A 23,011-nucleotide genomic window follows, 5' to 3' on the forward strand; every position below is an offset into this window, starting at 1 on the left:
CAGCCTCGAATGGCTGATGCAGCCAACAACGCCCCGCTTGCCGGGGCGTTGTTGTTCCTGGGCCTGGCACGCCGGTTTGTCCAGTTCATCGAGCGGGTGATTTTTGGCCACGGGACCGCGCCAATCCGTCCGTCAGACCGTATACTTCAGCGATGAGTTCAATTCGACGCATGTTTCTTCTGGCGGCCGTGCTGCTGGTGGGTCTGGCCGGGCTTTACTGGTGGCAGCAGCAACCTTCTCGTGCAGCGTCCGCGCCCGCGGCCCCGGCACCGGTTCGGGTGCACCTGGCGACGGTTCAGGTCCAGGATGTCCCGATGTGGGTACAGGGCCTGGGCACCGGCGAGGCGTGGCAGAATGTGGTGGTCCGTTCGCGTATCGACGGCCAGCTCGAGGAATTGGGCTTCCATGAGGGCGACATGGTGCAGCAGGGCCAGTTGCTCGCGCGTCTCGATGATCGCATCCCGCGCGCCCAACTCGACCTGGCCCGGGCGCAATTGGCGCGTGACCAGATTCAACTCGACAACGCCCGCGCGGACCTGGCGCGTTATCGGCAGTTGGCCACGCGTGGTGCCATCGAGCGCCAGGTGCTCGATCGGCAGGCGGCCCAGGTGGCCGTGCTCGAAGCCACCGTGCAGGCAGACGACGCGCAGGTCGCCCATGCGCAGGCCGTGCTCGATGACACGCGCATACTGGCTCCGCTGAGCGGGCGCACGGGGGTGGTCAATTATGATCCCGGCAATCAGGTGAGGATGTCGGATGCACAAGGCCTGGTGACGATCCGGCAGATCGATCCCATCGCCGTGCGCTTCATGGTGCCGGACACCGAGTTCTCGCGCATACAGTCGGCCCTGCACAAGGGCGGTGACCTGCCCGTCGAGGTGTTCGATCGGGCAAGCGGTGAATCGCTGGGGCTGGGGTCGCTGGTGCTGATGGACAATCAGATCGATGAGGCCAGTGCCACCTTGCAGTTGAAAGCCCGCATGAGCAATCCGGAACAGCGGATCTGGCCAGGTCAGACCGTCGACGTGCGTCTGACGATCGGGCAATACCCGCAGGCACTGGTGGTGCCCGACCAGGCCATCCAGCGCGGGGTGGACAGCCTCCAGGTCTACGTGGCCGAGGCGGACGACCGTGTACGCCTGCAGCCCGTTGAAGTGGGTGTGGTGCAGGAAGGCATGGCGCTGGTGTCCAGCGGGCTGCGGGCCGGCGAGCGGGTGGTGATCGATGGCCAGTACAAGCTGCGCCCGGGGCTTGCCATCGAAGCCATCGAGGGCACGTCGTGAATATTTCCGGGGCATTCATCCGTCGGCCCATCGGTACCTCCTTGCTGGCCATGGCCCTGTTTCTGGTGGGCCTGGCCATGTTCCCCCTGCTGCCCGTGGCCCCCTTGCCCCAGGTGGATTTCCCTACCATACAGGTGATGGCGCGTTTGCCTGGCGGCAACCCCGAAACCATGGCCACCAGCGTGGCGCAACCCCTGGAGCGCGAGTTCTCCACAATCCCCGGGTTGCAGCAGATGAGCTCCGAAAATGCGCTGGGCTCCACGCGGATCACGCTGCAGTTCGACCTCGACCGGAACATCGATGGCGCCGCGCTCGATGTGCAAAGCGCAATCAATGCCGCTTCGCGCCAGTTGCCTTCGAATCTCAGCAGTCCGCCTACGTTTCGCAAGATCAATCCAGCCGATTTCTCCATCCTGATCCTGTCGGTCCAGTCGGATGTCCTGCCGATCACCGAGGTCAATGATTTTGCCGACAATATTCTGGCGCAGCAGTTATCGCGCATCGAAGGGGTGGGGCAGGTCGTCATCTGGGGGCAGAAGAAGCCCGCCGTGCGCATTCAGGTCGACCCCGAAAAAATGGCCGCGCTGGATCTGGATCTGGAGGGGATCCGTGGCGTGATCGCCACGACCACGGTGAATCAGCCCAAGGGCATCATCGATGGTTCGCGCCAGAGCTACACGATCTATACCAACGACCAGATCCTCGAAGTCGAGCCCTGGAATGATGTGATCATCGCCTGGCGCAATGGCGCGCCGATCCGGGTGCGCGACATTGGCCGGGCGGTGCCCGGGCCCGAAGACATGAAGCAGGCCGGCTGGGCCTTTGCTGGTGCCGGGGCCGCTCTGGATGACGCCGCCCTGGATGGCCGTTCATTGGTCATGGGCATCACCAAGCAGCCGGGGGCCAACGTCATCGAGACGGTCGAGCGCATCCGTGCCGAACTGCCACGTCTGATGGCGTCGATGCCGGCGAGCATCCATGTCAGCACCCTGATGGATCGCACCCAGAATATCCGCGCCTCGGTGCTCGAGGTTGAGTACACGCTCCTGCTGTCGATTGCCCTGGTGGTGCTGGTGATCTTCATGTTCCTGCGCAACGTGGCGGGTACCCTGATTGCCAGTGCCACCGTGCCGCTTGCCCTGATGGGCACGTTTGCGCTCATGTATCTGGTCGGCTACAGCCTTGACAACCTGTCGCTGATGGCCTTGACGATTTCCGTGGGCTTCATCGTCGATGATGCGGTGGTGATGCTGGAAAACATCTGGCGTCATGTCGAAGAAGGCTTGCCGCCCATGCAGGCTGCGCTCAAGGGGTCCGCCGAGATCGGCTTCACCATCGTATCGATTTCGGTCTCGCTGATCGCCGTGTTCATTCCCCTGCTGCTCATGAGCGGCATGGTGGGGCGTCTGTTTCGCGAGTTTGCCATGACCGTGACCATGACGGTGATGATCTCGGTGGCCATCACGCTGAGCCTGACGCCGATGCTGTGTTCGCGTTATCTGCGCAAGGTGTCGGGGCAGCGCCACGGCTGGCTGTACCGGGTCTTCGAGAGCGGTTTCGAACGCCTGCTGGCGGGTTATCGGCGCGGGCTGGATTTTGTCCTCGATCACAATTTCGCCACCTTGCTGGTGTTTCTGGCCACGGTGGCAGCCTCGGCCGTATTGTTCGTGGTGATTCCCAAGGGCTTTTTTCCACAACAGGATACGGGGGCCATCTTTGGCATGGCTGAAGCGGCACAGGACAGTTCCTTTGAAGCCATGAACGAACGCATGATGGCGCTGGCCGAGGTGATCCGCCAGGACCCGGACGTGGCGGCATTCGGCATGAGCAGCAATGCCCCTACCTTCAATACGGGGCGTTTCTTCATCAGCCTGCGCCCGCGCAGCGAGGGCCGCAAGGCCTCGGCCGACCAGGTGATTGCGCGCCTGCGCCCGCAACTGGCGGAAATCCCGGCGGTGCAGCTGTTCCTGCAGGCGGGGCAGGATATCAACGTGGGCGGGCGCATGTCGCGTTCGCAGTATCAGTACACCCTGACCAGTGCCGACCTCGAAGAGTTGAACACCTGGGCGCCCCGCCTGCTCGAGCGGTTCCACCAGTTGCCGCAGCTCACCGATCTGGCCACCGACCAGCAGAGCAGTGCCAATACCGTCATGGTCACCATCGATCGCCAGCGGGCGGCCATGTTCGGCATTACGCCGGCCATGATAGACAGCACCATCTACAATGCGCTGGGCCAGCGGCAGGTGGCCCAGTATTCCACGCAGATCAACAGCTATCAGGTCATTCTCGAAATCGATCCTCGCTGGCAGTCCGATCCGGACGTGTTCTCGCGGCTTTACATTCGTTCGCCCACCACCGGCAAGCAAGTGCCCCTGTCGAGCCTGGTGCGGGTGGATACCAGCCGTCCGGGCTTTCTGTCCATCAACCACCAGGGGCAGTTTCCGGCGGTCACCATATCGTTCAATCTGGCCCCCGGGGTGGCGCTGGGCCAGGCCGTGAATGCGATCTATGCCGCCGAGCAGGAAATGGCCGTGCCGCTGTCGGTGCAGGGCTCATTCCAGGGTACGGCACAGGTCTTCGAAGAGTCGCTGGCCTCACAGCCCTACCTGATCGCCGCGGCGCTGGTGGCCGTCTACATCGTCCTCGGGCTGCTGTACGAGAGCTACATCCATCCGCTCACGATCTTGTCCACTTTGCCTTCAGCGGGGGTGGGGGCCTTGCTCATCCTCATGGCCAACGGCTTCGACCTGAGCGTGATCGCGGTCATCGGCATTTTGCTGCTCATCGGCATCGTCAAGAAAAACGGCATCATGCTGATCGATTTTGCCCTGGTGGCCGAGCGCAAGCAGGGTCTGAGCCCGCGTGAAGCCATCTATCAGGCCTGCCTGCTGCGTTTCAGGCCCATCATGATGACGACACTCTGTGCGCTGTTTGCGGGTCTGCCGCTGATGCTGGGCAGTGGTGCAGGCTCCGAACTGCGTCAGCCCCTGGGGTACGCCATGGTGGGTGGCCTGTTGCTGTCGCAGGCGCTGACGCTGTTCACGACACCGGTGATCTATCTGTATCTGGATCGGGTGCACCGGCGCTTCAGCCGCAATCCTCAGGCCGCGGTGGTCGACAAGCCTGCCAATGCCTGAACGCACTCGGTGACCAGTGACGGGCCGCGATAGATCAGGCCGGTGTAGATCTGTATGGCATTGGCCCCTGCCTGGATCTTCTCGATGGCCTGGGCTGCCTGCTCGATGCCGCCCACGCCGATGATGGCGGTTTCGGCGCCCAGGCGCGTGCGCAGCCGGCGAATGACATTCAGCGACAGCTCGTGTACCGGGGGGCCCGAGAGGCCGCCGGCTTCGTTGGCGTGGGGCTGGCCCTGGACCGCGGTGCGCGAGACGGTGGTGTTGGTGGCGATGATGCCGTCGATGCCATGGGCCGGTATCAATTCGGCCACGGCATCGATTTCTGCATCTTGCAGGTCGGGGGCGATCTTCACCACCAGGGGGGGGTTGCGCCCGTGACGATCGGCCAGTGCCTTGCGCCGTGCCCGGATGGCTGACAGCAGGGCATCGAGGGCATCATGCCCTTGCAGGCTGCGCAATTGGCTGGTGTTCGGAGAGGAGATGTTCAGGGTGATGTAATCCGCATGCGGATGGACACCATCCAGGCACAGCAGGTAGTCGTCGATGGCCCGCTCGATCGGGGTGTCGGCATTCTTGCCGATATTCAGCCCCAGCACACCGCCGCCGCGGCGCCAGTGGCTGGCCTGCACGTTGCCCAGGAAGACGTCCAGCCCCTGGTTGTTGAAACCCATGCGGTTGATGAGGCTGCGCGCGGCTGGCAGGCGAAACAGCCGGGGCCTTGGGTTGCCTGGCTGCGGCCGGGGGGTGACGGTACCCACCTCGATGAACCCGAAGCCCAGTGCCCCCAGGGCATCGATGCAGGCACCGTTCTTGTCCAGGCCGGCCGCCAGGCCGACCGCATTGGGTAGTGCCAGACCCATCAGGGTACAGCTCGCGCCCGACGGCGTCGGGCCGGCCTGTACCAGCGCGCGCGTCAGGTGGCAGGCATGGGTTTTTTTCAGGGCGGCCAGGGTCAGCTCGTGGGCGTGCTCGGCATCCAGCGCGAACAGGGCGGCGCGCGTCAGCGGATAGGCTCTGGACAGTAATGACATGGTGGGTTCAGAACGCGGTATCAGGTGTGATCCAGTGCCCGTCCTGCAGGATCTGGTGGGGCCGGAATCGTGTCTTGTAGGCCATTTTCCGGCTTTCGGCAATCCAGTAGCCCAGATACAGCCACGGCTGGCGATGCTGGCGGCAATATTCGATCTGCCAGAGTATGGCATAGGTGCCCAGGCTGCCAGGGTAGTCGGGATCATAGAATGTGTAGACGGCCGAGAGCCCCTGATCGAGCCGGTCGATGATGGCCACCATGCGCAGCACGCCAGCGTGGTCATGGAATTCGACCAGGCTGGAACGCACCTGGCTGTGCAGCAGGAACTGGGTGTACTGCGCCGGATCGTCTTCGTCCATGCCCGAGCCGCGATGGCGTGCGCGCTGATACCCGAGATACAGGCGAAAGTGTGTTTCGTCCCAGTGTGGGGGGCTGATCCGGGCCTGCAGCTGCGCGTTCATATGGTGCCACAACTTGTGCTGTGTGCGGTTGCGCACGAAAGCCCGGGTATCCACGCGGATCGGGATGCACGCCTGACAGGTCTGGCAGGCCGGCCGGTAGATGAACAGACCACTGCGCCTGAACCCTTGTTCGATGAGCCGGTCGTAGGTGCCGGCATTGACCAGGTGGGCCGGGGCCACGACTTCGGAGCGTGCCATGCGCCCGGGCAGATAGCTGCAGGGGTAGGGGGCCGTGGTGTAGAACTGCAGGTGGCGAAAGACGGATTCGTGTGGCGTACTCATGGCGGTGCGGTCTGGCGGGTCGATGGCTGGGGATCCAGTTGCCCGTCGGCCCGGAGGCGGCCGCACCCCCAGGCCGGCATGGGGGCCGCGGCCAGTTCGGCCAGTAACTGCAGAAACTGCTGGCGTGGCATGCTGCGGGCCCCCATGCTGGCCAGATGCGGGGTTTCCTGCTGACAGTCTATCCATGGTACACCAAGGGCCTGCAGGTGCCTTGTCAGGTAGGCCAGCGCCACCTTGCTGGTGTCGCTCACCCGGCTGAACATCGATTCGCCGAAGAAGCAGCGCCCCAGGCTGACGCCGTACAGGACACCCGCCAGGTGCCCGTCCATCCATACCTCGACGCTCTGGACATGGCCCTGCCGATGCCAGGCCAGGTAGGCCTGCATGATGTCGGGCGTGATCCAGGTTGAAGTGGATACTGTGCCCGGGCTGGCCATTTGTGCAGGCAGGGCGTCTCCGCGCAGTGCAGCACCAGGCGCGATGCGCTGGCTGGAGCGCAGCGCGCACTGATGGATGACGGCCTCGAAGGCCAGGTTCAGTGTCACCCGAAGCCGACCATCCGCGCGGTCGAACTGACGGATGCGCTTGGCCAGTGAACGGCTGATGCGCAGGTCGGAACAGGCAAGGACCATGCGTGGATCCGGGCTCCACCAGAGGACGGGATCACCTGGCGCGAACCAGGGAAACAGGCCCTTGCCGTAGGCCTCGTGCAGGCGCGTGGTGGACAGGTCGAAGCCCAGCGCCACGAGATCGCGCACGGGTTCTTTCAGCGGGTCGGGAAGCAGCGTGTGCGCATCGACCCAGATCGGTTTCATGGCTGCAGGCTAATCGGGAAAGCGCAGGTCGATGGCATAGTGATGCGTGGGGAACCGCCCTTTCGGGCGGTCGTCAAGATAGTGCCTGAGCGTGGTGCTGACCGTGCGGAAAGCCAGCTCGCGCCATGGGATGGCATCGAAGTCGAAAAAAGCGGCTTCCAGGGTTTCGGGCCCGGGTGCCAGCTTCGGGCCGAGCACTTCGGCCAGATAGTACAGGTGCACCTGGTTGACCGAAGGCACGTCGATCACGGTGAACAGGGACTGCACCCGGATACGGGCGCCGGATTCTTCCTGATTTTCGCGTGCAGCACCCTGCTGGGAGGTTTCACCGAGTTCCATGAAGCCGGCCGGCAGCGTCCATTTGCCGTGGCGCGGCTCTATGGCACGGCGGCACAACAGCACCTGATCGCCGAGTATGGGTACGATCCCCACCACATTGCGTGGGTTCTGGTAGTGCACCGCACCGCAATGGCTGCACAGGTCGCGGATGCGGTTGTCATCCGGTGGCACTTCGCGGCTGAGTGTGTGGCCGCACTGTGAGCAATACCGCTGGGTGCGTGGTGCAGGATGGTAAAAAGCAGGGTCGGAGGGCATCATGCCGGAATATTACCGTGTTTCATGCCCGCCTGGACACAGGTTTGGTCTGGCCCATAGCCCTGCAGATTGCATCTGCGCGTTATTTCCAGTAGCCGTTGGCCGCGGCAATCGTCTGGAAATTGATGGCCACCACCTGCGAGGAGGCAATCAGGGCATTGGCATCTTCGCCATATACGGGGCGCAGCTTGTCGCGCACCTCTGCCGAGGGCTGGGTGTACTTGACCCCCATGCGGGCCAGTTTGATGGCCAGTTCGAAGCCTTCCTGAGGCGTTGCGGTGATGAGTGTGGTGAGCCAGGTGTCGGCCATGATGGGTTCTCCGTAGTGTCTGGACTGCAAGGATCGCATGGAAAGGTTGCCTGCGCCCAGCATGCCCGTATTGGTATCAACGCTTTTTATCCTTTGAGCATTTGGGGCAGATGCCGTAGAGCATCATGTTATGGCTTTCGAGGGTGAAGCCGTTTTCCCTGGCGATGCGGTGCTGGCGCTTTTCGATCTCGGTGTCATAGAACTCGACCACCCGCCCACAGTTGGTGCAGATCAGGTGATCGTGATGGTCGCCGTCGTTGAGTTCGAAGACCGCCTTGCCGCCGTCGAACTGGCTGCGCATCAGGATACCGGCCTGCTCGAACTGGGTCAGCACCCGGTAGACGGTGGCCAGCCCGATGTCGACTTCTTCGTTGATCAACGCGCGATAAACGTCTTCTGCGCTGTGGTGGCGGGTTTCGGCCTTGCGAAACACATCGAGGATCTTGAGGCGTGGAAAGGTCGCCTTCAACCCCATGCTCTTGAGTTCGAACTGATCTTTCATGGTTGAAGTATCTCGGGTTGTGTCCGGAAAAGCAAGTGGACAGTACCGCGGCCAATCGCGCGAAATTTTGAATTCCCTTTATGATAGCGGTTTTGGTGGCAGCTCATTGCGACTGTCGAGACCATGATGGGGGTTCTTGTGCATATCCATATCGTGCATCATCTTTCACGTATCCGGGCCTGTGCAACGGCCCTGGTTCTGGCCGTGGGCCTGGCGGGCTGTGGTTCGACCAACTGGGGCTTTCCATACAAGGCCACGATACAGCAGGGCAACTGGATCACGTCAGAGCAGGTCGCCAGGCTGGAAATCGGCATGACGCGCGACCAGGTCCGCTACCTGCTGGGTACGCCGACGCTGCAGGATGCCTTCCATTCCGATCGCTGGGATTATCCTTTTTACAATCAGCCTGGCTACGGTCAGGATGAACTGCGCAAGTTCACGGTGTGGTTCGACCATGACCGGCTTGCGCGCTGGGTGGGTGACAGGCAGCCCGACCGCCAGCCGTTCGAGCGTGCCGACAGCGGGGTGACGGCTGCCGAGGTGGCCCAGGAAGGCCGGGCCGACATCGAGGCCCGGGATGCAAGCTCTCCGGATCTGGGCGAAGTCGTGGATACCGAAATCCAGGTGGGCGATTTCATGCCCCAAATTCAACGAGGTCTCTAGTACTGATGCGTATAGCGATTGCGGGGGCGTCCGGGCGGATGGGGCGCATGTTGATCCAGGCGGTGTCCGATGCGGCCGACCTGAGCCTGGCGGTGGCGCTCGACAGGCCCGGCAGTTCCGCCCTGGGAGACGACGCAGGGGCTGCGCTGGGCCTGGCCACCGGGGTGTTCATCACCGATCGGTTGTCGGCCCTGGCGCAGGCCGACTGCCTCATTGACTTCACCCGGCCCGAGGGCACATTGCTGCATTTGCAGGCCTGTGTCGAGCATGGCGTGAAGTGCGTCATCGGTACCACGGGTTTCGACCCGGCCGGCAAGCAGGCGATCCGTACCGCTGCGCAAAAAACGGCCATTGTCTTTGCGCCCAATATGAGCGTGGGCGTCAATGCGACCTTCAAGTTGCTGGATGTGGCCGCCAGGCTGCTCAACAGCGGCTACGACGTCGAGGTGTTCGAAGCGCACCACCGCAACAAGGTCGATGCCCCGTCGGGCACGGCACTGGCCATGGGCGAGGTCGTGGCCCGGGCCTGGGGCCAGTCCCTGGACGACATCGCAGACTGGGCCCGGCATGGCGAGACCGGCCCGCGCCAAACCGGGCGGATCGGCTTTTCAGTGCTGCGTGGCGGGGATATCGTGGGTGATCACAGCGTTTTTTTCTGCGGCGCAGGCGAGCGCATCGAAATCACCCATCGGTCTGCCAGCCGGGTCACTTACGCGCAGGGCAGCCTCCGGGCGGCACGGTATCTGGCCCGACGCGAGTTCGGCCTGTTCGACATGCAGGATGTACTGGCCTGAGCCTGTGCGGGCCTGAGCCTGTATCGCCTTGAGCTCGTATCGCCTTGAGTCCGTGTTGGCCTGAATGCTTCGGGCGCGCCGGCACAGGCGCGCAGCCGCTCGTGTCCGTACGGGCGCGGGCTTCATGGTATGTGTGTGGGCCCATGGTGCAGGTGCGGGATCATTCCAGGGCGACGGGTTCGGTTTCGAGGGGCACGCCGAATCGGCTCTGTACCGCTGCCCGAACGGCCTGGGCCAATGCCCAGACGTCCTGGGCCGTAGCGCCACCGTAATTCACCAGCACCAGCGCCTGCCGGGCATGCATGCCCACCGGCCCCAGGCGCTTGCCCTTCCAGCCCGCCTGTTCGATCAGCCAGCCCGCGGCCAGCTTGATGGCGCCGTCGGGTTGTGGGTACATGCGCAGGCCCTCGAACCGGGCATCGAGGTCGGCGGCCCGGGTTGGATCCACCGACGGGTTCTTGAAGAAGCTGCCCGCATTGGCCAGAAGATCCGGATTGGGCAGTTTGTGGCGCCGGATTTCACAGACGGCTTCGAATATCTGCTGGGGCGACGGCGTGCGCCTGCTGGCCAGTGCTTCCCTGAAATGGGCGACCAGGTCGGGGTAGGACAGGCGCGCCTGCCAGGCCTTGGGCAGCGCAAAGCGGACCCTCAGAATCAGCCAGTGGCCAGCGCCGTCCTGCTTGAAACGGCTGTCGCGGTAGCCAAACCGGCAGTCGGTTGGATGCAGAGTGACGGTTCGGCCCGAGGCGAGTTGCATGGCCTCGAGCGAGTGCAGCCGCTCGGACAGTTCGAGTCCGTACGCACCGATGTTCTGTACCGGCGCGGCCCCTACGGTGCCCGGTATCAGGGCCAGGTTTTCGAGCCCCGGCCAGCCCTGTTCCAGCGTCCAGCGAACGAAGTCATGCCAGTTCTCGCCTGCCGCGGCTTCGACGATGTACGCCTGCGGCGTTTCGGCAACCAGGTGGCGCCCGCGCAGCTCGATGCGCAGAATCCGATGCTGGGGCGCGGGGGCCATGACCACGTTGCTGCCGCCGCCCAGCACATGGATGTGGCGCCCTGACAGCGCGGGCAATGCCTCACGCAGGCGATGCAGATCCTGTTCATTCTCGATGACCGCCAATTGCCCGCGCCCGGGCAAACCCAGGGTGTTGTACGTCTGCAGGTCGCGGGAGTGGAACCCAAAGGTCATGATGCTGAAACAGTGATTGATGAAGGTGGAAGAATACCCTGTTCCGAGGGGTATGGCAGCCTGTTTGACAGGGTGCGATCCGATGCCTTATAGTTCGCATCCTGCCCTGTACAGAAGGGGCCTGAATCTGCTTGACAAGCAGTTCTGGCCTGCATAAAATGCAGGGCTTGGCAGAGATGCCAGATGCGGGAATAGCTCAGTTGGTAGAGCGCAACCTTGCCAAGGTTGAGGTCGCGAGTTCGAGACTCGTTTCCCGCTCCAATTAGTTGTCTACAGACTTCCACTGGAGTCTGTAAGGCATTGAAGATAGAGGAAAAAGACTCTTTCTTCATTCCAGCAAAAGCCTCGGAAATCCACCGAAAGCCAGCGTTTTTAAGGCCAAATTTGAGGCCAAAGAATACGGGTGGTGCCGGTTCCGGGCTGTTGCTGGGGTTGGATCGGGATGACCAGCAGCATCGGGCCTAAGTCCAAGACTTAGGAGTTCGATGATGGCACTCTCTGATCTGACGGTGCGGCAAGCCAGAGCCGCCAGGAAAACCTACAACCTCCCCGACACCGACGGCCTTGGCTTGGTGGTCACCCCCACCGGCGGCAAGTCGTGGCATCTGCGCTACTACTGGCTCGGCAAGCAAAAGCGCATCTCCCTGGGCAACTACCCGGAAGTCAGCCTGCGCGAAGCGCGGACCTTGCGCGACGACGCTCGGGCGCTCCTGGCTAAAGGCATCAATCCCCACATCGACCGCAAGCAGAAGCGGCACGCGGTCAAGCTGGCGTCCGACTACACCTTCAAAGCGGTCTTCGATACCTGGGTCGAGCGTCGCCGCAAGGAACTCAAGGAAGGCAGGAACAGCACGCTGTCGCAGATCCTGCGCATCTTCGATAAGGACGTGCTGCCGACTCTCGGGAAAACGTCGATCTACGACATCCGCCGGCCGCAGCTTCTGGGTGTGCTGGCGAGGATCGAGGAACGCAGAGCCTTCACCACCGCCGAAAAGGTGCGCACCTGGTTGGGGCAATTGTTCCGCTATGCCCTGGTCATCGTTGAAGGGCTGGAAGTCAATCCGGCCTCGGACCTGGACGTGGTGGCTGCGCCCAAGCCGCCGGTCGCCCACAATCCATTCCTCCATCTGCACGAGCTTCCCGCCTTTCTTCAGAAACTGAGGCGCTACGACGCACGCGACGTGCAAACTCAGCTTGGCATCCGGCTGCTGATCCTGACCGGCGTGCGTACCGGCGAGCTGCGTCTGGCAACTCCGGACCAGTTCGATCTGGACCGCGGCCTGTGGATCATCCCGCCGCAGATCGTCAAGCAGCTTCAGGACGAGATGCGCAAGGCCGGCAAGCGCCCACAGGACGTGCCGCCCTACATCGTGCCGCTGTCCATCCAGGCCATCGAAATCGTGCGTTACCTGCTGGAGGAGATGCGACCCGCCCAGCGCCACTTGCTGACACACCGTAGCGAACTCAAAAAGCGCATCAGCGAGAACACGCTCAACGGCGCCTTGAAGCGGATGGGCTACGCGGATCAACTGACCGGCCACGGCATCCGCGACACCATCTCGACGGCGCTCAACGAGATCGGCTACCCCAAAATTTGGGTGGACGCGCAGCTTTCTCACTCGGACCCAAACAAGGTGAGTTCGGCCTACAACCATGCCAAGTACGTGGAGCCACGCCGCCGGATGATGCAGGATTGGGCCGATCGTCTCGACCTGCTCGAACAAGGCCAGGTCGAAGCCGCCAGCGCACATCTCACCATCCGCATCGATGGGGTGCCCGTGATGGCCGACGAGGAAGCGGCTGTCCCCACTGTGATGGGCACTGCCGCTGCCGCCGTTCCGCCCGTGGTGGCGACGCCCATCGTCGTGACGCCGAACACCAGCGGGGTCACGTTCCAGCGGCTGTCGCCCGTGCCTCCGCCCCCAATGCCGGCGCCGGAGCCAGAAGTGTTGGCCATCCAGCGCGAGCGCGAGGAAATGCTGGCAATCTACGAGTCGCCGAGCAGCCTGCCGGTCCCGCTGTTCGCCAAGCTGGCCGGGAAGTCCAAGGATCAGATCAATCGCGAACTAAAGGCGGGCAAGCTGCTGTCCATCAGCCTGGGCAACCGGGGGCAACGTGTTCCTGATTGGCAACTGAGGCCGCTCAAGCACAAGCTGGCCCAGGTGCTCATCAAGCAGTGCCCGGAAGCGGATTCGTGGGCGCTATACCGCATGCTGACCCAACCGCACCCGGACCTGGGTGACCGCGCGGCCATCGATGTCGTCACGCCAACCAATCTGGGCGCGATTGTTCGGGCCATTGCGCATGGGCATCAACGTGAGGATGCCCCTGAAGCAGAGTTGCCGAAGTCCACGCCCGAGCCGGTACGGCAAAGTGTTCGCCGTCTCGTCTACAGCGCTGCGATGTGTGAAGTGGTTTGATCGCAGGCGTGGCTGACCGCAGATCAGCCACGCCTGTTGTCAACGCAAGATGGACAAGTACGGATTGTTCGGAGGCAGTTCCTGGAACAACGGGTTCGCGTCGTCGAGCAGGTAGCCATGCAGTCGCCGGGCCTTGCGCGGCCCGGTGACTTCGCAGGTCCAGATATTCAAGCCGCTGGCCTGTTTGCGATGCAGGCCCAGCTTCTCGAAACGCTTCTGCGCCCACTGCCATCCTTCCAGCTTGTCCGGCTTCGCCAGCACGGCGACCTGCGGATGTTCCTGCGCGTAGCGCTGGAAGACACCCGGACTGACCAGGTAGGCCGTGCCATCGACGGTGTGCACCAGCGCCTTGGCATCGTTGATGATGAGCCGACGCGACTGTATGCCCTGATGCAGCCAGGCCATGAAGTGCTCGCCCGATGGCTCGGGCTGTGCCTGGGACATCGCCACCGCGGGCGCGGTCGGCGACACCGGCTCGGCCGCGACGGCGACGGCAGATTCAGGTTCGACTGCGGGCGGACGTGCCGTAGTCGTTGACGCTGGTCTGCGCCGACAGCGCACCGCTGCCCAAAGTCAGCAGACCGGCGAGAAGGATTCGGCACGCACGGGCCGCGGCGATGTTCGAGCGAAGTACCAGGAAGTTCATCGGCCGATCCTCAGTTGAATACGACGCTGCCCAGGAACACCTGGCCACGCCGCTCGCAGCAGGAGTACGGACGCCAGAGCGCCCAGGCGTAGTCGCCTTGCTGGGCCTGGATGCGCACGTCGGTGTGCGGGAAGACCGCGCAGGACGATGACAACCGCGGCGTCAGTTCTTGCCATTTGCCGGTGGAAGCGTCGCTCTCGATCAGGGCACCGGCTGGCCAGTAGCCAGCGCTCGCGTTGGCGAGCAGTGGTTGGTAGACGTGGAGCTGGCCGCGTCGGGTCACGATGTCGCCGGCACGCTGAGCGACGACGGCTGCGGCCTTGTAGTCGTCCACGTGATGCAGGAACCCGCCGCGTGGGTATACGTTCCCCCAGAGATCCCGTCCGAGGCGGGTGCCGATCTCGCGCATGCCCGGAATCAGGGATTCGGGATAGACGGACTCTGGAATGTTCCAGCGCCAGGCCACGGTGTCGAGCGTGCTCAACAAGTAAGGCATGAATGCCGTGCCTGCGCCCGCGCAGGAATAGCCGAACTGGCTGACGAACTCGCCGAAGATGGTGGCACCTGGATGTCCGATCACGTCGGCGTTCTTGAACTTGGCGAGGTTGTTCTCGTGCTCTTCGTTCGTCGTGCCGTCACCGCCACCTCGGGCCGTGGGATTCGGCATGCTCATCGCGCGTACTTCGACCCAGGGGTTCTCGCCCGTGTTCGAGTAGCTGGAAACCACCGCGTCGGGGACGTAGTGCTCGACCCTGACCGAGGTTTCCAGCGAGCAGCCGGTGAGCGTGCAGCGCAGCCAGAAGCAAATGCCCCGAACACGGTAGGCAATGCAGTCGAGCGACAGCGCCGATCCGGCGATGGTTACGGTGTCGAGCGCGAAAGCACTGACGGAAGTACCCAGCAGCAGCGATGCGATGCCGGTGCGCCATGCGCGACGGGATAGCCTCATGGTTGCGTCCTCCTGTATTCCTCTATGCGTGCAAGGGCGCGTGTCACGTCACGCTCGCCATAGACGACGTAGCGTCGATCGACGACGACCGCGGGAATCTTGGTGATGCCGAGGCTCCAGGCATCGGCGACGCCCTGATAGGCGCTCGCCAGGTGGCGCTGCAGGTCGGCACCGCCTTCCTTCAGACGCTGCTGGACGATGGCGGCGGCTTGAGCCGGATCGGCAGGCAGGTTCGCAGCCAGTTCGGCTTCGATGCGGGAAGCAGCGTCCAACTCGACGACGCGCACGTCGGCCAGCGCCTCGACGGGGTGGTTCCGGTCGGTGAACACCCGGATGTCCGCCGCTATCGTATTGGTCGCCACCACGAGACCGCAGAGCACGGCTGCCGGCCAATGCCGAAGGCGGCGCTGCCGACTCCCGACACGATCGGGGCACATAGGCTGACTCCTCGGAGAGTGATACCCGTGGTAGTCGATCCGATCGGCCGGGTGCGCGCCATCAACAAAGCGATATGGCGTTCACCCTCTTTTGGTCGTCCGGTCCAGGCGCGGCCGGAACCGTCCCTTCGTCCTCTCGAAGTCGTTGCTACCTGGGTGGGTCGCCGATGGCGTTAGTGGGCATCTCCGCTGTCTCGGACGCAGGTTCAGCCGGCAAGGCGTCATCGTGCGACGCTGCAAGCAGATCGACCGCCGACAGCAGAGCGTCACCTTCGATCGGCCCCGCCGGCAGCAGCAGCGATCTGCCGGTGTGGTTGTCGATCAAGCGCAACGTGGGGGTCGCGACGACGTTGGTTTGGAGTGCTTCCTCGGCCTGTGCACGGATCACGATGTCGGGCCGCGTACTCTCCAGACATTCGTGCAGGGCCGGTGTCGATCCGGGAAGCCGAGCGTCGGCCGGCAAGCCCTGGCCGCCGCCGAGCGTATGTTGGTGAATCCAGGCGATGGCATTCCAGAACGCAGTCGCGCCCCCGACTTCTCCGGCGCACTCCGCCAGGCGCGCTCCGCGCGTCGCGGCGGGTTCGTGGATCGGCAGCGGTAGGTGGTGCCATTGCCAGTTCACGTCCGCCTGGGTGTCGATCCACTGCTTCAGCACAGGGAAGTAGGCCTTGCAGTAGGGGCATTCGAGGTCGGCGTACTCGACCACCGTGAAGCGCGCGTCGGGGCGGCCGTAGTGCCAGGGCGGCCCAACCGGCGGCGGGCCTGCATCGTGGCTGTCCGGGGAAACGGGGTCGCCGCTGGTGTCCGTAGCCGGCGGCGCGGTCAGGCGCCAGGTCAGTAACAGGAGCAGGACCAGCGCCACGGCGGCAGGCCATGCGAAGCGGCGCAGCGTGCCGCGCAGAGAAGGGTTCGTCGGTCGCATCGCGATCCCCTGGACGAGTGGGTGGCGAAACACGAGTCGAACACGCCAGCCTGTTCGTGGGGGACCAACAATCCGGCATTGCGGCCTTCCGCTTGTCGGGCGGGACGGCTCCGGCGCCTTGCTTGCGTGGGTTTGCACGCTGTTAGATTTTTATCTATAATATCTAACAAACTGAGGTCAAGGTCCATGAGCACGTCCCAAGCCATCCGTGAACGCATCGCCGTCCAGCCGGCCGGCGAGCCCTTCACCCCCGCGCTGTTCGCGGGGCTGGGCTCGCGTGCGTCCATCGACCAGGCGCTGATGCGGCTGGTCCAGGCCGGCCGCATCGAGCGCATCGGGCACGGTCTGTACATCGTGGCCAAGGCCGGTCGGTTCGGCGTCAAGACCCTGCCCGCGCCGGAGCAGATCGCACGAATCGTGGCCGGGGCGGAAGGCGCGACCATCGAGATCCACGGCGCGGAAGCCGCCCGGCGCTTCGGCCTGACGACACAGATGCCGGCGCAGCCGGTCTTCTACACGACGGGTTCCTCGCGCGCGATCCGGTTGGGCAAGATGACCGTCCGGTTGCAGCACGTGGCCCCACGCAAGCTCGCGCTGGCGGGACGGCCGGCAGGGTGGGCGTTGTCCGCGCTCTGGTACCTGGGCCGCCGCCAGGTCACGCCCGGCACGTTCAAGCGCATCGCGGAGAAACTGCCCTCCGGCGAGTTCCAGGCCCTGCGCGAGGCCAAGGCGTTGATGCCGGCCTGGATGGTGGAAGCCTTGAGCCATTACGAACGTGAGGAACTCACGCATGCCTGACTCGCCGCGCTACTTCGACCTGCCCTTGGCCGAACAGGCCGAGCTGCTGCAAGGCCTGGCGCCGGTTCTCGGGCGCCGGGCCGAAATCCTCGAAAAGGACATCTGGCTGTGCCAGGCGTTGGGCGTGCTGTTCGCGCTGCCGGACCGCAAACCGATGGCCTTCAAGGGCGGCACGTCGCTGTCGAAAGTCTATCGAGCCATCGAAAGGTTCTCCGAGGATGTCGATGTCACGATCGACTACCGCAGCCTGATCCAGAACGTCCCCGATCTGGCGACGCTCTCCAGCAACCAGCGCAAGAAGCTGTCCGACGCGCTCAAGGCGGCTCTGGTCGATCATGTGACCCAAGAGCTGGTGCCGACGCTGCGGGACGCGCTGGCCGAGGCGCTGCCAGGGTGCGAGATTACCCTGGAGGTCAGCGACGACGCCGAGAAGCTCTGGCTGTTCTATCCCAGCGCCGTGGAGAACACCGATGCTTACCTGCGTCCGAGCGTGCTGATCGAGTTCGGTGGTCGCAACGCCACCTTGCCGCAGGACACCCTGACGATCACGCCGGACGTGGCAGCGCACGTGCCCGGTCTGCTGTTCCCGCACGCGCAGGTTGCGGTGCTGTCGCCCATGCGCACCTTTTGGGAAAAAGCCACGCTGATCCATGTCGAGTGCCATCGCCCGGCCTTGCGGGCCGGCGCTGAACGCTTGTCGCGGCATTGGTACGACCTGGCACGGCTCGCCGACCACGAGGTCGGCCGCAACGCCCTTGCCGACGTCGAGCTGTTGCAAGACGTGCTGCACATCAAGGAGACGTTCTTCCGCAGTGGATTCAGTCATTACGACCTGTGCCTGTCGGGCGGTTTGAGGCTGGTCCCGGAGGCAGCGTTGCTCGATGCCTTGAAGCAGGACTACCAGGCCATGCTGAGCGCGCAGATGTTCTACGGCGAAGCTCTGCCGTTCGACCGCATCATCGAACGTCTGACTGCCCTGGAGGAGGAAATCAACCAAGGCAGATGAGCGCACCTTCCTCGATGCGCAGCGCCAGCGGTTCGATGCCACGTGCCCGGTCGATCGCCTCGGCCACCTTGAAGGCTGCGTCCAGTTCGCCGATGCCGTACCGCTGCATCAACTGATAGCGTTCCGCTTTTTCCTCCGGTTCCGTCATCGCCATGGCGAGGTAGAGGCTGGGCGGCACGGCTCGGAACAGCACCTCCATCGACTTCGACAGGATCACGCCTTCGGAAAACTTGCCCGCTTCCTTGCGCGCCGAAAGCATCAAGGCCTTCTGCTCCGGCGTCAGCTCGGCGCAGTCCAGGGCCTGGCGGGCAATACTGTGTGTGAGACTGACCTGCATGTTCAGTGCGATGCGTTGCACCTCCATCGCGTAGAGGTCGTCGATCAGCGTGGCCGGCGTCGCGGGGGCGTCGAGCAGCGCTTCCCACAGCTCGACGCCCATGCAGGAACGATCGAGGTTGCGCCAGCGTAGGAAGGTCGTCCCTGCGCCAGTGGTCTGTTGGGCCAGTTGCACGCCGAGCAGGTTGAAGGGGTAGCTTCAAGCCAGTGATGGCTGCTCTCCTGCAGCAAGCGCGTGATCTGCAGTTGCAGCTCGGCATTGGCTTTGTAGAGATGGATTGGCAGTTCGTTGCTCATTGCAGTGCCCTTCGGTCATGGTGGGCCCCTTTGGGGCGGGTGTGGGCCATCCCTAGCGATGTCCCTGCTGAAATGGTCTGGCCTTGTCTCGGCTTCAGTGCGTCTTGTCACCGCATTGCCACATAGGTACCAGGCGCATCACCGAGCGGCGCCTGCGTACCGCCCATGGCAGGTGGCGATACCCGCTCGGTCGAACGCCGCGCCAGCCACTGCTGCCAGGCTGGCCACCAGGAGCCCTCGTGCAGCGGGGTTTCGGCACGCCACGTTTGCGGATCGATGTAGCGAGCGCCGGCGCTGCGAGTCGCCATCTGGTAGCTGCGCCGGGGGTGCCCCGGCTCGCTGACCACGCCGGCGTTGTGCCCGCCGCTGGTCAGTACGAAGGTCAGTTCCGTATCACTGAGCAGGTGCATCTTGTAGACGGATGGCCAGGGGGCGACGTGGTCGCGCAGCGTGCCGACGATGAGCATCGGCACTTCGATGTCGGCGATCGCCACTGGCCGTCCGCCGACCTGGTAGCGCCCCTCGGCCAGATCGTTGTCCAGATACAAGCGCCGCAGGTACTCGCTGTGCATGCGATAGGGCATGCGGGTCACGTCGGCGTTCCAGGCCATCAGGTCATTGAACGCCTGCCGCTCGCCCAGCAGGTACTCGCGCACGCGGCGCGACCAGATCAGGTCGCGCGAGTTGAGCATCTGGAAAGAGGCGGCCATCTGCTTGCCGTCGAGATAGCCTTTCTCCCACATGCCGGCCTCCAGCCAGGCCAGCTGGCTCTCGTCGATGAACAGTGCGATTTCGCCCGACTCACGGAAATCGGTCTCCGACGCCAGCAGCGTCAAGCTGTGCAGCCGATCGTCACCGTCGCGCGCCATCGCGGCAGCCGCAATCGTCAGCAAGGTGCCTCCCAGGCAATAACCAACCGCCTGCACCTTGCGCTTGGGCATGATCGCCGTGACCGCGTCCAGTGCATCCATGACCCCCAGCCACCGGTAATCCTCGAGGCCGAGGTCACGATCGGCCGCAGTCGGGTTCTTCCAGGAAAGGATGAACACCGTATGCCCCTGATCGACCAGATACTTCACCATCGAGTTGCGTGGCGACAGGTCGAGGATGTAGTACTTCATGATCCACGAAGGCACGATCAGCACCGGTTCGGCATACACATCGGGAGTCGTCGGTGTGTACTGGATCAGCTCGATCAGGTGGTTGCGGAAGACCACCTTTCCCGGCGTGACCGCTACGTCCTTGCCGACCTCGAAGCCTTCGACTCCGGCCGGCGCATCGTCAAGCGCAAGACGCTGTGCGTCGTCGAGGAAGTTCATCGCACCGCGCCACAGGTTGGCGCCGCCGCTGGTTCTGATGGCTTCCAGAACTTCTGGGTTAGTCCAGATGAAATTCGATGGCGACCACATGTCCAGCCACTGCCGTCCGGCGAAAGTGACCATGTTTTCGTGATGGCGCGACACGCCGCGCACGTCAGTAGTGGCGTTGTGCCACCACTGCTGCTGTAACAGGAAGCCCTGGTACATGACATTGAAGGGCCACTGTTGCCAAGCCGGCGCTGTGAAGCGCCGATCTTGCTCCAGTGGCTCGATGCACGTCGGGCAGCCCTGAGCGCTTGCAGCGTGCGCCGCGTAGCGCGCCAGGCGCTGCTGCTTGTGCAGCCCCTTTTCGATCAGGTTGCGCTGCTTGCCCGGTGACAGGCTCAGGTGCAGCGCCCAGTCGTACCAGGCCAGCAGACCCGCCGCCGGCGACAAGCCGCCAGTGCCCCGTGCCCGCCAGGCGTTCGCGAGCGTATCCAGGACATCGGGACGACAGACGGACGGTGCCGGTGCGGGCTTGTCAGGCAGGGCAGGCGTGTTCATCTTTGGTTTTTTCGTATTGAAAGTAAGTTATTACTATCATAATGCTTGTGGAAAAAGATGCAAGGCCTTGAAGGTCGCTCCTCTTGGATTCCCGCATTGGCGCGAATGAAATCGCTTCTCTCACTCTGGTATGGTTGGCTGACCTGCCGATCTTGCGGCCCGGTTATTTTGCATGTTAAATTAGTAATAAGTCACTTACTTTATGGGGTCTGAACAGTGAATGAGCGTCCTCAATATCTGTCCGCTGAAGAGCGGCGCGCGGCCACGGTGCAGGCCGTGGTCGACTTGGCAGCGGAGCGAAACCCGGCCGAAATCACCACCACGGCCATCGCCGATCGCATGGGTTTGACGCAGGGCGCGCTGTTTCGCCACTTCCCCACCAAGGACGCGATCCTGGAGGCAACGATGACCTGGGTCGGCGAGCGTCTGCTGGTGCGCGTGGACCAGGCGGCCGAGGGCGCCGCGTCGCCTGCCGCGGCACTCGAAGCCATGTTCATGGCGCACATCGACTTCGTGGCCAGGCATCCCGGCGTGCCGCGCATGCTGTTCGGAGAACTGCAACGTTCTGGCGAGACGCTCGCCAAGCGGATGGTGCAGACCTTGCTCCGTCAATACGGACAGCGCCTGCGCCGCCTGATGGAAGCCGGCAAGGCGCAGGGCGAGTTGGATGCAGAACTGGATGTGGATGCCGCCGCCGTGTTGTTCATCGGCACGATCCAGGGGCTGGTCATGCAGTCTCTGTTGGCGGGCAAGGCGAGCCGCATCCGCCGTGACGCACCAGCCGTGTTTGCCATCTATCGCTGTGGCATCGAAAGCAACACATGAAATGCCTGTCTTTTCCGCAAGCGCGACTGCGACCCCCAGACCCTTCCACAAACCGCGAGCAACAAACATGACGGCACACAACGAATGGGCGATCTGGATGCGCTGATTGCACGCGAGCACTGAGCACCTTTATTCAGCGGAAACCCATCGATGACAACTCCAGACCTGCCTCCCAAAAAAACCCGTTGGGTCGTGATCGCCGTCGCCGTGCTCGCTCTTGGCGGCGCACTGGCGTTCTGGCTGTCGCGCGACCATGGACAGCAAGATGCATTGCGCCTCTACGGCAACGTCGACATCCGCGAGGTGCAACTGGCCTTCCGTCAGCCCGGGCGCGTGATGCAAATGGCGTTCGATGAGGGCGATGTCGTCAGCGCCGGCGCGCGCCTGGCGGCACTCGATGCGCAACCCTATCGGGAGGCCCTGGCGGCAGCGCAGGCCCAGGTGCAGGTGGCGCAGGCGGAACTGGCCAAGCTGCGCAGCGGCTTGCGGCCGCAGGAAATCACCCAGGCGCGCGAAGCCCTCAGACAGGCCCAGGCGCTCGCCACTGAGACCGAGCGCAATTTCCAGCGCCAGAGTGGCCTGTTGGCATCGGGCGCCAGCAGCCAGCGCACGGTCGATGCCGCGCGCATGGCACGCGACCAGGCAGCCGCTGGCGTCGAAGCGGCCAAGGCGGCCCTGTCGCAAGCATCCGAAGGTTTTCGCAAGGAAGACATCGCCGCGGCAGAAGCTCGCCTTGCGGCGGCGCAGGCTGCCGCAGCGCAAGCCACGACAGCCCTGGCGGACACCGAATTGGTGGCGCCCAGCAGTGGCACCGTCATCGCACGGGTGCGCGAGCCCGGCAGCATGGTTGCAAGCCAGAGCGCGGTCTACAGCCTGAGCCTGGACAAGCCGGTTTACGTGCGCACCTACGTGGGCGAGTCGGACCTGGGGCGTATCGCGCCCGGTACTGTGGTGCGCGTCAAAAGCGATTCATCAGAGAAGATCTATCGCGGCCAGATCGGCTTCATCTCGCCGCGTGCCGAATTCACCCCCAAGACGGTGGAGACGGCGGATTTGCGCACCGATCTGGTGTACCGCCTGCGCATCGTCATCAACGAAGCCGACAGCGACGCCGCCTTGCGCCAGGGCATGCCGGTGACGATAGCGGTCGATGCCCCACCCGGCACTGTCGCAGGCACTGGGGCGCGCTGAGATGCCCACGGGCGCAGCCCTCGATGCGGGCAACGACGCGGCACTCAAAACCGCTGCCGTCGTCATCGAAGGCGTGGACAAGCATTTCGGCGACGTAAAGGCGCTGCGGGGCTTGAGCGCGCGCATCCACTATGGGCGACTGACGGGTCTGGTCGGCCCCGACGGCGCTGGCAAGACGACGCTGATGCGGATTCTGACCGGCCTCCTGGTGCCGAACGCCGGCCACGTCACCTTGGCAGGCTATGACGTGGTCAAGGACAAC

Annotated in this window: 23 protein-coding genes, 1 tRNA gene and 1 pseudogene; 11 read left to right on the forward strand and 14 right to left on the reverse strand. The window is 63.8% G+C overall.

Going from position 1 to position 23,011, the window contains the following annotated elements; translation table 11 throughout:
- Positions 1–170: 170 nt before the first annotated feature.
- Both WCY17_RS07220 and WCY17_RS07225 read left to right on the forward strand, forming a co-directional pair.
- Entirely contained in the window at positions 171–1,283 is a 1,113-nt protein-coding gene (locus tag WCY17_RS07220; RefSeq protein WP_372701504.1) for an efflux RND transporter periplasmic adaptor subunit, read from the forward strand.
- Positions 1,280–4,420, forward strand: a complete 3,141-nt coding sequence (locus WCY17_RS07225) for an efflux RND transporter permease subunit (RefSeq protein WP_372701505.1) — start codon at positions 1,280–1,282, stop codon at positions 4,418–4,420. Before WCY17_RS07220 ends, WCY17_RS07225 begins: the two co-directional genes overlap by 4 nt.
- On the opposite strand, the gene WCY17_RS07230 is transcribed toward WCY17_RS07225, so the two are convergent.
- From WCY17_RS07230 to fur, 6 genes are all read right to left on the reverse strand, one after another.
- Complete coding sequence (locus tag WCY17_RS07230) at positions 4,384–5,451, reverse strand: quinone-dependent dihydroorotate dehydrogenase (protein WP_372701506.1); 1,068 nt, start codon at positions 5,449–5,451, stop codon at positions 4,384–4,386. The two genes, WCY17_RS07225 and WCY17_RS07230, sit on opposite strands and share 37 nt — an antisense overlap.
- Positions 5,452–5,458: 7 nt before the next feature.
- A complete protein-coding gene (locus WCY17_RS07235; RefSeq protein ID WP_372701507.1) occupies positions 5,459–6,193 on the reverse strand; it encodes an arginyltransferase in 735 nt (244 codons plus the stop codon).
- Positions 6,190–7,008, reverse strand: coding sequence for a leucyl/phenylalanyl-tRNA--protein transferase (gene aat / locus WCY17_RS07240; RefSeq protein ID WP_372701508.1), 819 nt, complete (start codon positions 7,006–7,008; stop codon positions 6,190–6,192). The genes WCY17_RS07235 and aat overlap by 4 nt, the downstream gene beginning before the upstream one ends.
- 9 nt (positions 7,009–7,017) lie before the next feature.
- Entirely contained in the window at positions 7,018–7,605 is a 588-nt protein-coding gene (locus tag WCY17_RS07245) for an NUDIX hydrolase (protein WP_372701509.1), read from the reverse strand.
- Positions 7,606–7,684: 79 nt separating this feature from the next.
- A complete protein-coding gene (locus WCY17_RS07250) occupies positions 7,685–7,912 on the reverse strand; it encodes a hexameric tyrosine-coordinated heme protein (protein ID WP_372701510.1) in 228 nt (75 codons plus the stop codon).
- A 76-nt stretch (positions 7,913–7,988) separates the two neighbouring features.
- On the reverse strand, positions 7,989–8,414 hold the full coding sequence (gene fur, locus WCY17_RS07255) for a ferric iron uptake transcriptional regulator (protein WP_372701511.1): 426 nt from the start codon (positions 8,412–8,414) through the stop codon (positions 7,989–7,991).
- Positions 8,415–8,537: 123 nt separating this feature from the next.
- Here fur and WCY17_RS07260 point away from each other — a divergent pair, with 123 nt between their 5' ends.
- The gene (locus WCY17_RS07260) at positions 8,538–9,077 is read left to right on the forward strand and encodes an outer membrane protein assembly factor BamE (protein ID WP_372701512.1); all 540 of its coding nucleotides are present in this window, start codon (positions 8,538–8,540) and stop codon (positions 9,075–9,077) included.
- Between the two features lie 5 nt (positions 9,078–9,082).
- Positions 9,083–9,871, forward strand: a complete 789-nt coding sequence (gene dapB / locus WCY17_RS07265; RefSeq protein WP_372701513.1) for a 4-hydroxy-tetrahydrodipicolinate reductase — start codon at positions 9,083–9,085, stop codon at positions 9,869–9,871.
- A 160-nt stretch (positions 9,872–10,031) separates the two neighbouring features.
- Here dapB and murB read toward each other — a convergent pair whose 3' ends face one another.
- Complete coding sequence (gene murB, locus WCY17_RS07270; protein WP_372701514.1) at positions 10,032–11,060, reverse strand: UDP-N-acetylmuramate dehydrogenase; 1,029 nt, start codon at positions 11,058–11,060, stop codon at positions 10,032–10,034.
- Between the two features lie 185 nt (positions 11,061–11,245).
- Here murB and WCY17_RS07275 point away from each other — a divergent pair.
- Both WCY17_RS07275 and WCY17_RS07280 read left to right on the forward strand, forming a co-directional pair.
- Positions 11,246–11,321, forward strand: a tRNA-Gly gene (locus tag WCY17_RS07275).
- Between the two features lie 224 nt (positions 11,322–11,545).
- The gene (locus WCY17_RS07280; RefSeq protein WP_372701515.1) at positions 11,546–13,480 is read left to right on the forward strand and encodes a tyrosine-type recombinase/integrase; all 1,935 of its coding nucleotides are present in this window, start codon (positions 11,546–11,548) and stop codon (positions 13,478–13,480) included.
- Positions 13,481–13,519: 39 nt separating this feature from the next.
- Here WCY17_RS07280 and WCY17_RS07285 read toward each other — a convergent pair.
- The 5 genes and pseudogenes from WCY17_RS07285 to WCY17_RS07305 form a co-directional block, all read right to left on the reverse strand.
- A pseudogene (locus tag WCY17_RS07285) lies at positions 13,520–13,996 on the reverse strand (conjugal transfer nickase/helicase domain-containing protein); the annotation flags it as partial.
- On the reverse strand, positions 13,980–14,126 hold the full coding sequence (locus WCY17_RS07290) for a hypothetical protein (RefSeq protein WP_372701528.1): 147 nt from the start codon (positions 14,124–14,126) through the stop codon (positions 13,980–13,982). The gene WCY17_RS07290 and the pseudogene WCY17_RS07285, both read right to left, overlap by 17 nt.
- A gap of 10 nt (positions 14,127–14,136) precedes the next feature.
- On the reverse strand, positions 14,137–15,075 hold the full coding sequence (locus WCY17_RS07295; protein WP_372701516.1) for a TIGR03756 family integrating conjugative element protein: 939 nt from the start codon (positions 15,073–15,075) through the stop codon (positions 14,137–14,139).
- Positions 15,072–15,512 carry a TIGR03757 family integrating conjugative element protein gene (locus tag WCY17_RS07300; RefSeq protein ID WP_372701517.1) on the reverse strand — a complete coding sequence of 147 codons (441 nt, stop codon included), beginning with the start codon at positions 15,510–15,512 and terminating at the stop codon, positions 15,072–15,074. The genes WCY17_RS07295 and WCY17_RS07300 overlap by 4 nt, the downstream gene beginning before the upstream one ends.
- 148 nt (positions 15,513–15,660) lie before the next feature.
- Positions 15,661–16,434 (reverse strand): thioredoxin domain-containing protein, encoded by a 774-nt coding sequence (locus tag WCY17_RS07305; RefSeq protein WP_372701518.1) that lies wholly within the window; start codon positions 16,432–16,434, stop codon positions 15,661–15,663.
- A gap of 186 nt (positions 16,435–16,620) precedes the next feature.
- Between WCY17_RS07305 and WCY17_RS07310 the strand changes: the two genes are divergently transcribed.
- Positions 16,621–17,232, forward strand: a complete 612-nt coding sequence (locus WCY17_RS07310; RefSeq protein ID WP_372701519.1) for a DUF6088 family protein — start codon at positions 16,621–16,623, stop codon at positions 17,230–17,232.
- Positions 17,225–18,238, forward strand: a complete 1,014-nt coding sequence (locus tag WCY17_RS07315; RefSeq protein ID WP_372701520.1) for a nucleotidyl transferase AbiEii/AbiGii toxin family protein — start codon at positions 17,225–17,227, stop codon at positions 18,236–18,238. The genes WCY17_RS07310 and WCY17_RS07315 overlap by 8 nt, the downstream gene beginning before the upstream one ends.
- On the opposite strand, the gene WCY17_RS07320 is transcribed toward WCY17_RS07315, so the two are convergent.
- Together WCY17_RS07320 and WCY17_RS07325 are read right to left on the reverse strand one after the other, a co-directional pair.
- A complete protein-coding gene (locus WCY17_RS07320; protein WP_372701521.1) occupies positions 18,222–18,749 on the reverse strand; it encodes a DUF3158 family protein in 528 nt (175 codons plus the stop codon). The genes WCY17_RS07315 and WCY17_RS07320 overlap by 17 nt on opposite strands.
- A gap of 229 nt (positions 18,750–18,978) precedes the next feature.
- Complete coding sequence (locus WCY17_RS07325) at positions 18,979–20,733, reverse strand: PHA/PHB synthase family protein (RefSeq protein WP_372701522.1); 1,755 nt, start codon at positions 20,731–20,733, stop codon at positions 18,979–18,981.
- 216 nt (positions 20,734–20,949) lie between these two features.
- Between WCY17_RS07325 and WCY17_RS07330 the strand changes: the two genes are divergently transcribed.
- The 3 genes from WCY17_RS07330 to WCY17_RS07340 all read left to right on the forward strand — a co-directional run.
- Positions 20,950–21,558: a TetR/AcrR family transcriptional regulator gene (locus tag WCY17_RS07330; protein WP_372701523.1), complete on the forward strand. Its 609-nt coding sequence runs from the start codon at positions 20,950–20,952 to the stop codon at positions 21,556–21,558.
- Positions 21,559–21,708: 150 nt separating this feature from the next.
- Positions 21,709–22,749: a secretion protein HlyD gene (gene hlyD / locus WCY17_RS07335; RefSeq protein ID WP_372701524.1), complete on the forward strand. Its 1,041-nt coding sequence runs from the start codon at positions 21,709–21,711 to the stop codon at positions 22,747–22,749.
- 1 nt (position 22,750) lies between these two features.
- Positions 22,751–23,011, forward strand: a 261-nt coding sequence (locus WCY17_RS07340) for an ATP-binding cassette domain-containing protein (RefSeq protein ID WP_372701525.1), incomplete at its 3' end; no start/stop codon positions are given.

It is taken from the genome of Castellaniella sp., assembly GCF_041677825.1.
Classification (GTDB): domain Bacteria; phylum Pseudomonadota; class Gammaproteobacteria; order Burkholderiales; family Burkholderiaceae_B; genus Castellaniella.

What these genes read in the sequence shown, in the direction of transcription:
- WCY17_RS07220 (WP_372701504.1), top strand. Translation starts at nt 171, where the DNA reads ATGTTTCTTCTGGCGGCCGTGCTGCTGGTGGGTCTGGCCGGGCTTTAC.
- WCY17_RS07230 (WP_372701506.1), bottom strand. Translation starts at nt 5,451, where the DNA reads ATGTCATTACTGTCCAGAGCCTATCCGCTGACGCGCGCCGCCCTGTTC.
- WCY17_RS07235 (WP_372701507.1), bottom strand. Translation starts at nt 6,193, where the DNA reads ATGAGTACGCCACACGAATCCGTCTTTCGCCACCTGCAGTTCTACACC.
- aat (WP_372701508.1), bottom strand. Translation starts at nt 7,008, where the DNA reads ATGAAACCGATCTGGGTCGATGCGCACACGCTGCTTCCCGACCCGCTG.
- WCY17_RS07245 (WP_372701509.1), bottom strand. Translation starts at nt 7,605, where the DNA reads ATGATGCCCTCCGACCCTGCTTTTTACCATCCTGCACCACGCACCCAG.
- WCY17_RS07250 (WP_372701510.1), bottom strand. Translation starts at nt 7,912, where the DNA reads ATGGCCGACACCTGGCTCACCACACTCATCACCGCAACGCCTCAGGAA.
- fur (WP_372701511.1), bottom strand. Translation starts at nt 8,414, where the DNA reads ATGAAAGATCAGTTCGAACTCAAGAGCATGGGGTTGAAGGCGACCTTT.
- WCY17_RS07260 (WP_372701512.1), top strand. Translation starts at nt 8,538, where the DNA reads ATGATGGGGGTTCTTGTGCATATCCATATCGTGCATCATCTTTCACGT.
- dapB (WP_372701513.1), top strand. Translation starts at nt 9,083, where the DNA reads ATGCGTATAGCGATTGCGGGGGCGTCCGGGCGGATGGGGCGCATGTTG.
- murB (WP_372701514.1), bottom strand. Translation starts at nt 11,060, where the DNA reads ATGACCTTTGGGTTCCACTCCCGCGACCTGCAGACGTACAACACCCTG.
- WCY17_RS07280 (WP_372701515.1), top strand. Translation starts at nt 11,546, where the DNA reads ATGATGGCACTCTCTGATCTGACGGTGCGGCAAGCCAGAGCCGCCAGG.
- WCY17_RS07290 (WP_372701528.1), bottom strand. Translation starts at nt 14,126, where the DNA reads ATGAACTTCCTGGTACTTCGCTCGAACATCGCCGCGGCCCGTGCGTGC.
- WCY17_RS07295 (WP_372701516.1), bottom strand. Translation starts at nt 15,075, where the DNA reads ATGAGGCTATCCCGTCGCGCATGGCGCACCGGCATCGCATCGCTGCTG.
- WCY17_RS07300 (WP_372701517.1), bottom strand. Translation starts at nt 15,512, where the DNA reads ATGTGCCCCGATCGTGTCGGGAGTCGGCAGCGCCGCCTTCGGCATTGG.
- WCY17_RS07305 (WP_372701518.1), bottom strand. Translation starts at nt 16,434, where the DNA reads ATGCGACCGACGAACCCTTCTCTGCGCGGCACGCTGCGCCGCTTCGCA.
- WCY17_RS07310 (WP_372701519.1), top strand. Translation starts at nt 16,621, where the DNA reads ATGAGCACGTCCCAAGCCATCCGTGAACGCATCGCCGTCCAGCCGGCC.
- WCY17_RS07315 (WP_372701520.1), top strand. Translation starts at nt 17,225, where the DNA reads ATGCCTGACTCGCCGCGCTACTTCGACCTGCCCTTGGCCGAACAGGCC.
- WCY17_RS07325 (WP_372701522.1), bottom strand. Translation starts at nt 20,733, where the DNA reads ATGAACACGCCTGCCCTGCCTGACAAGCCCGCACCGGCACCGTCCGTC.
- hlyD (WP_372701524.1), top strand. Translation starts at nt 21,709, where the DNA reads ATGACAACTCCAGACCTGCCTCCCAAAAAAACCCGTTGGGTCGTGATC.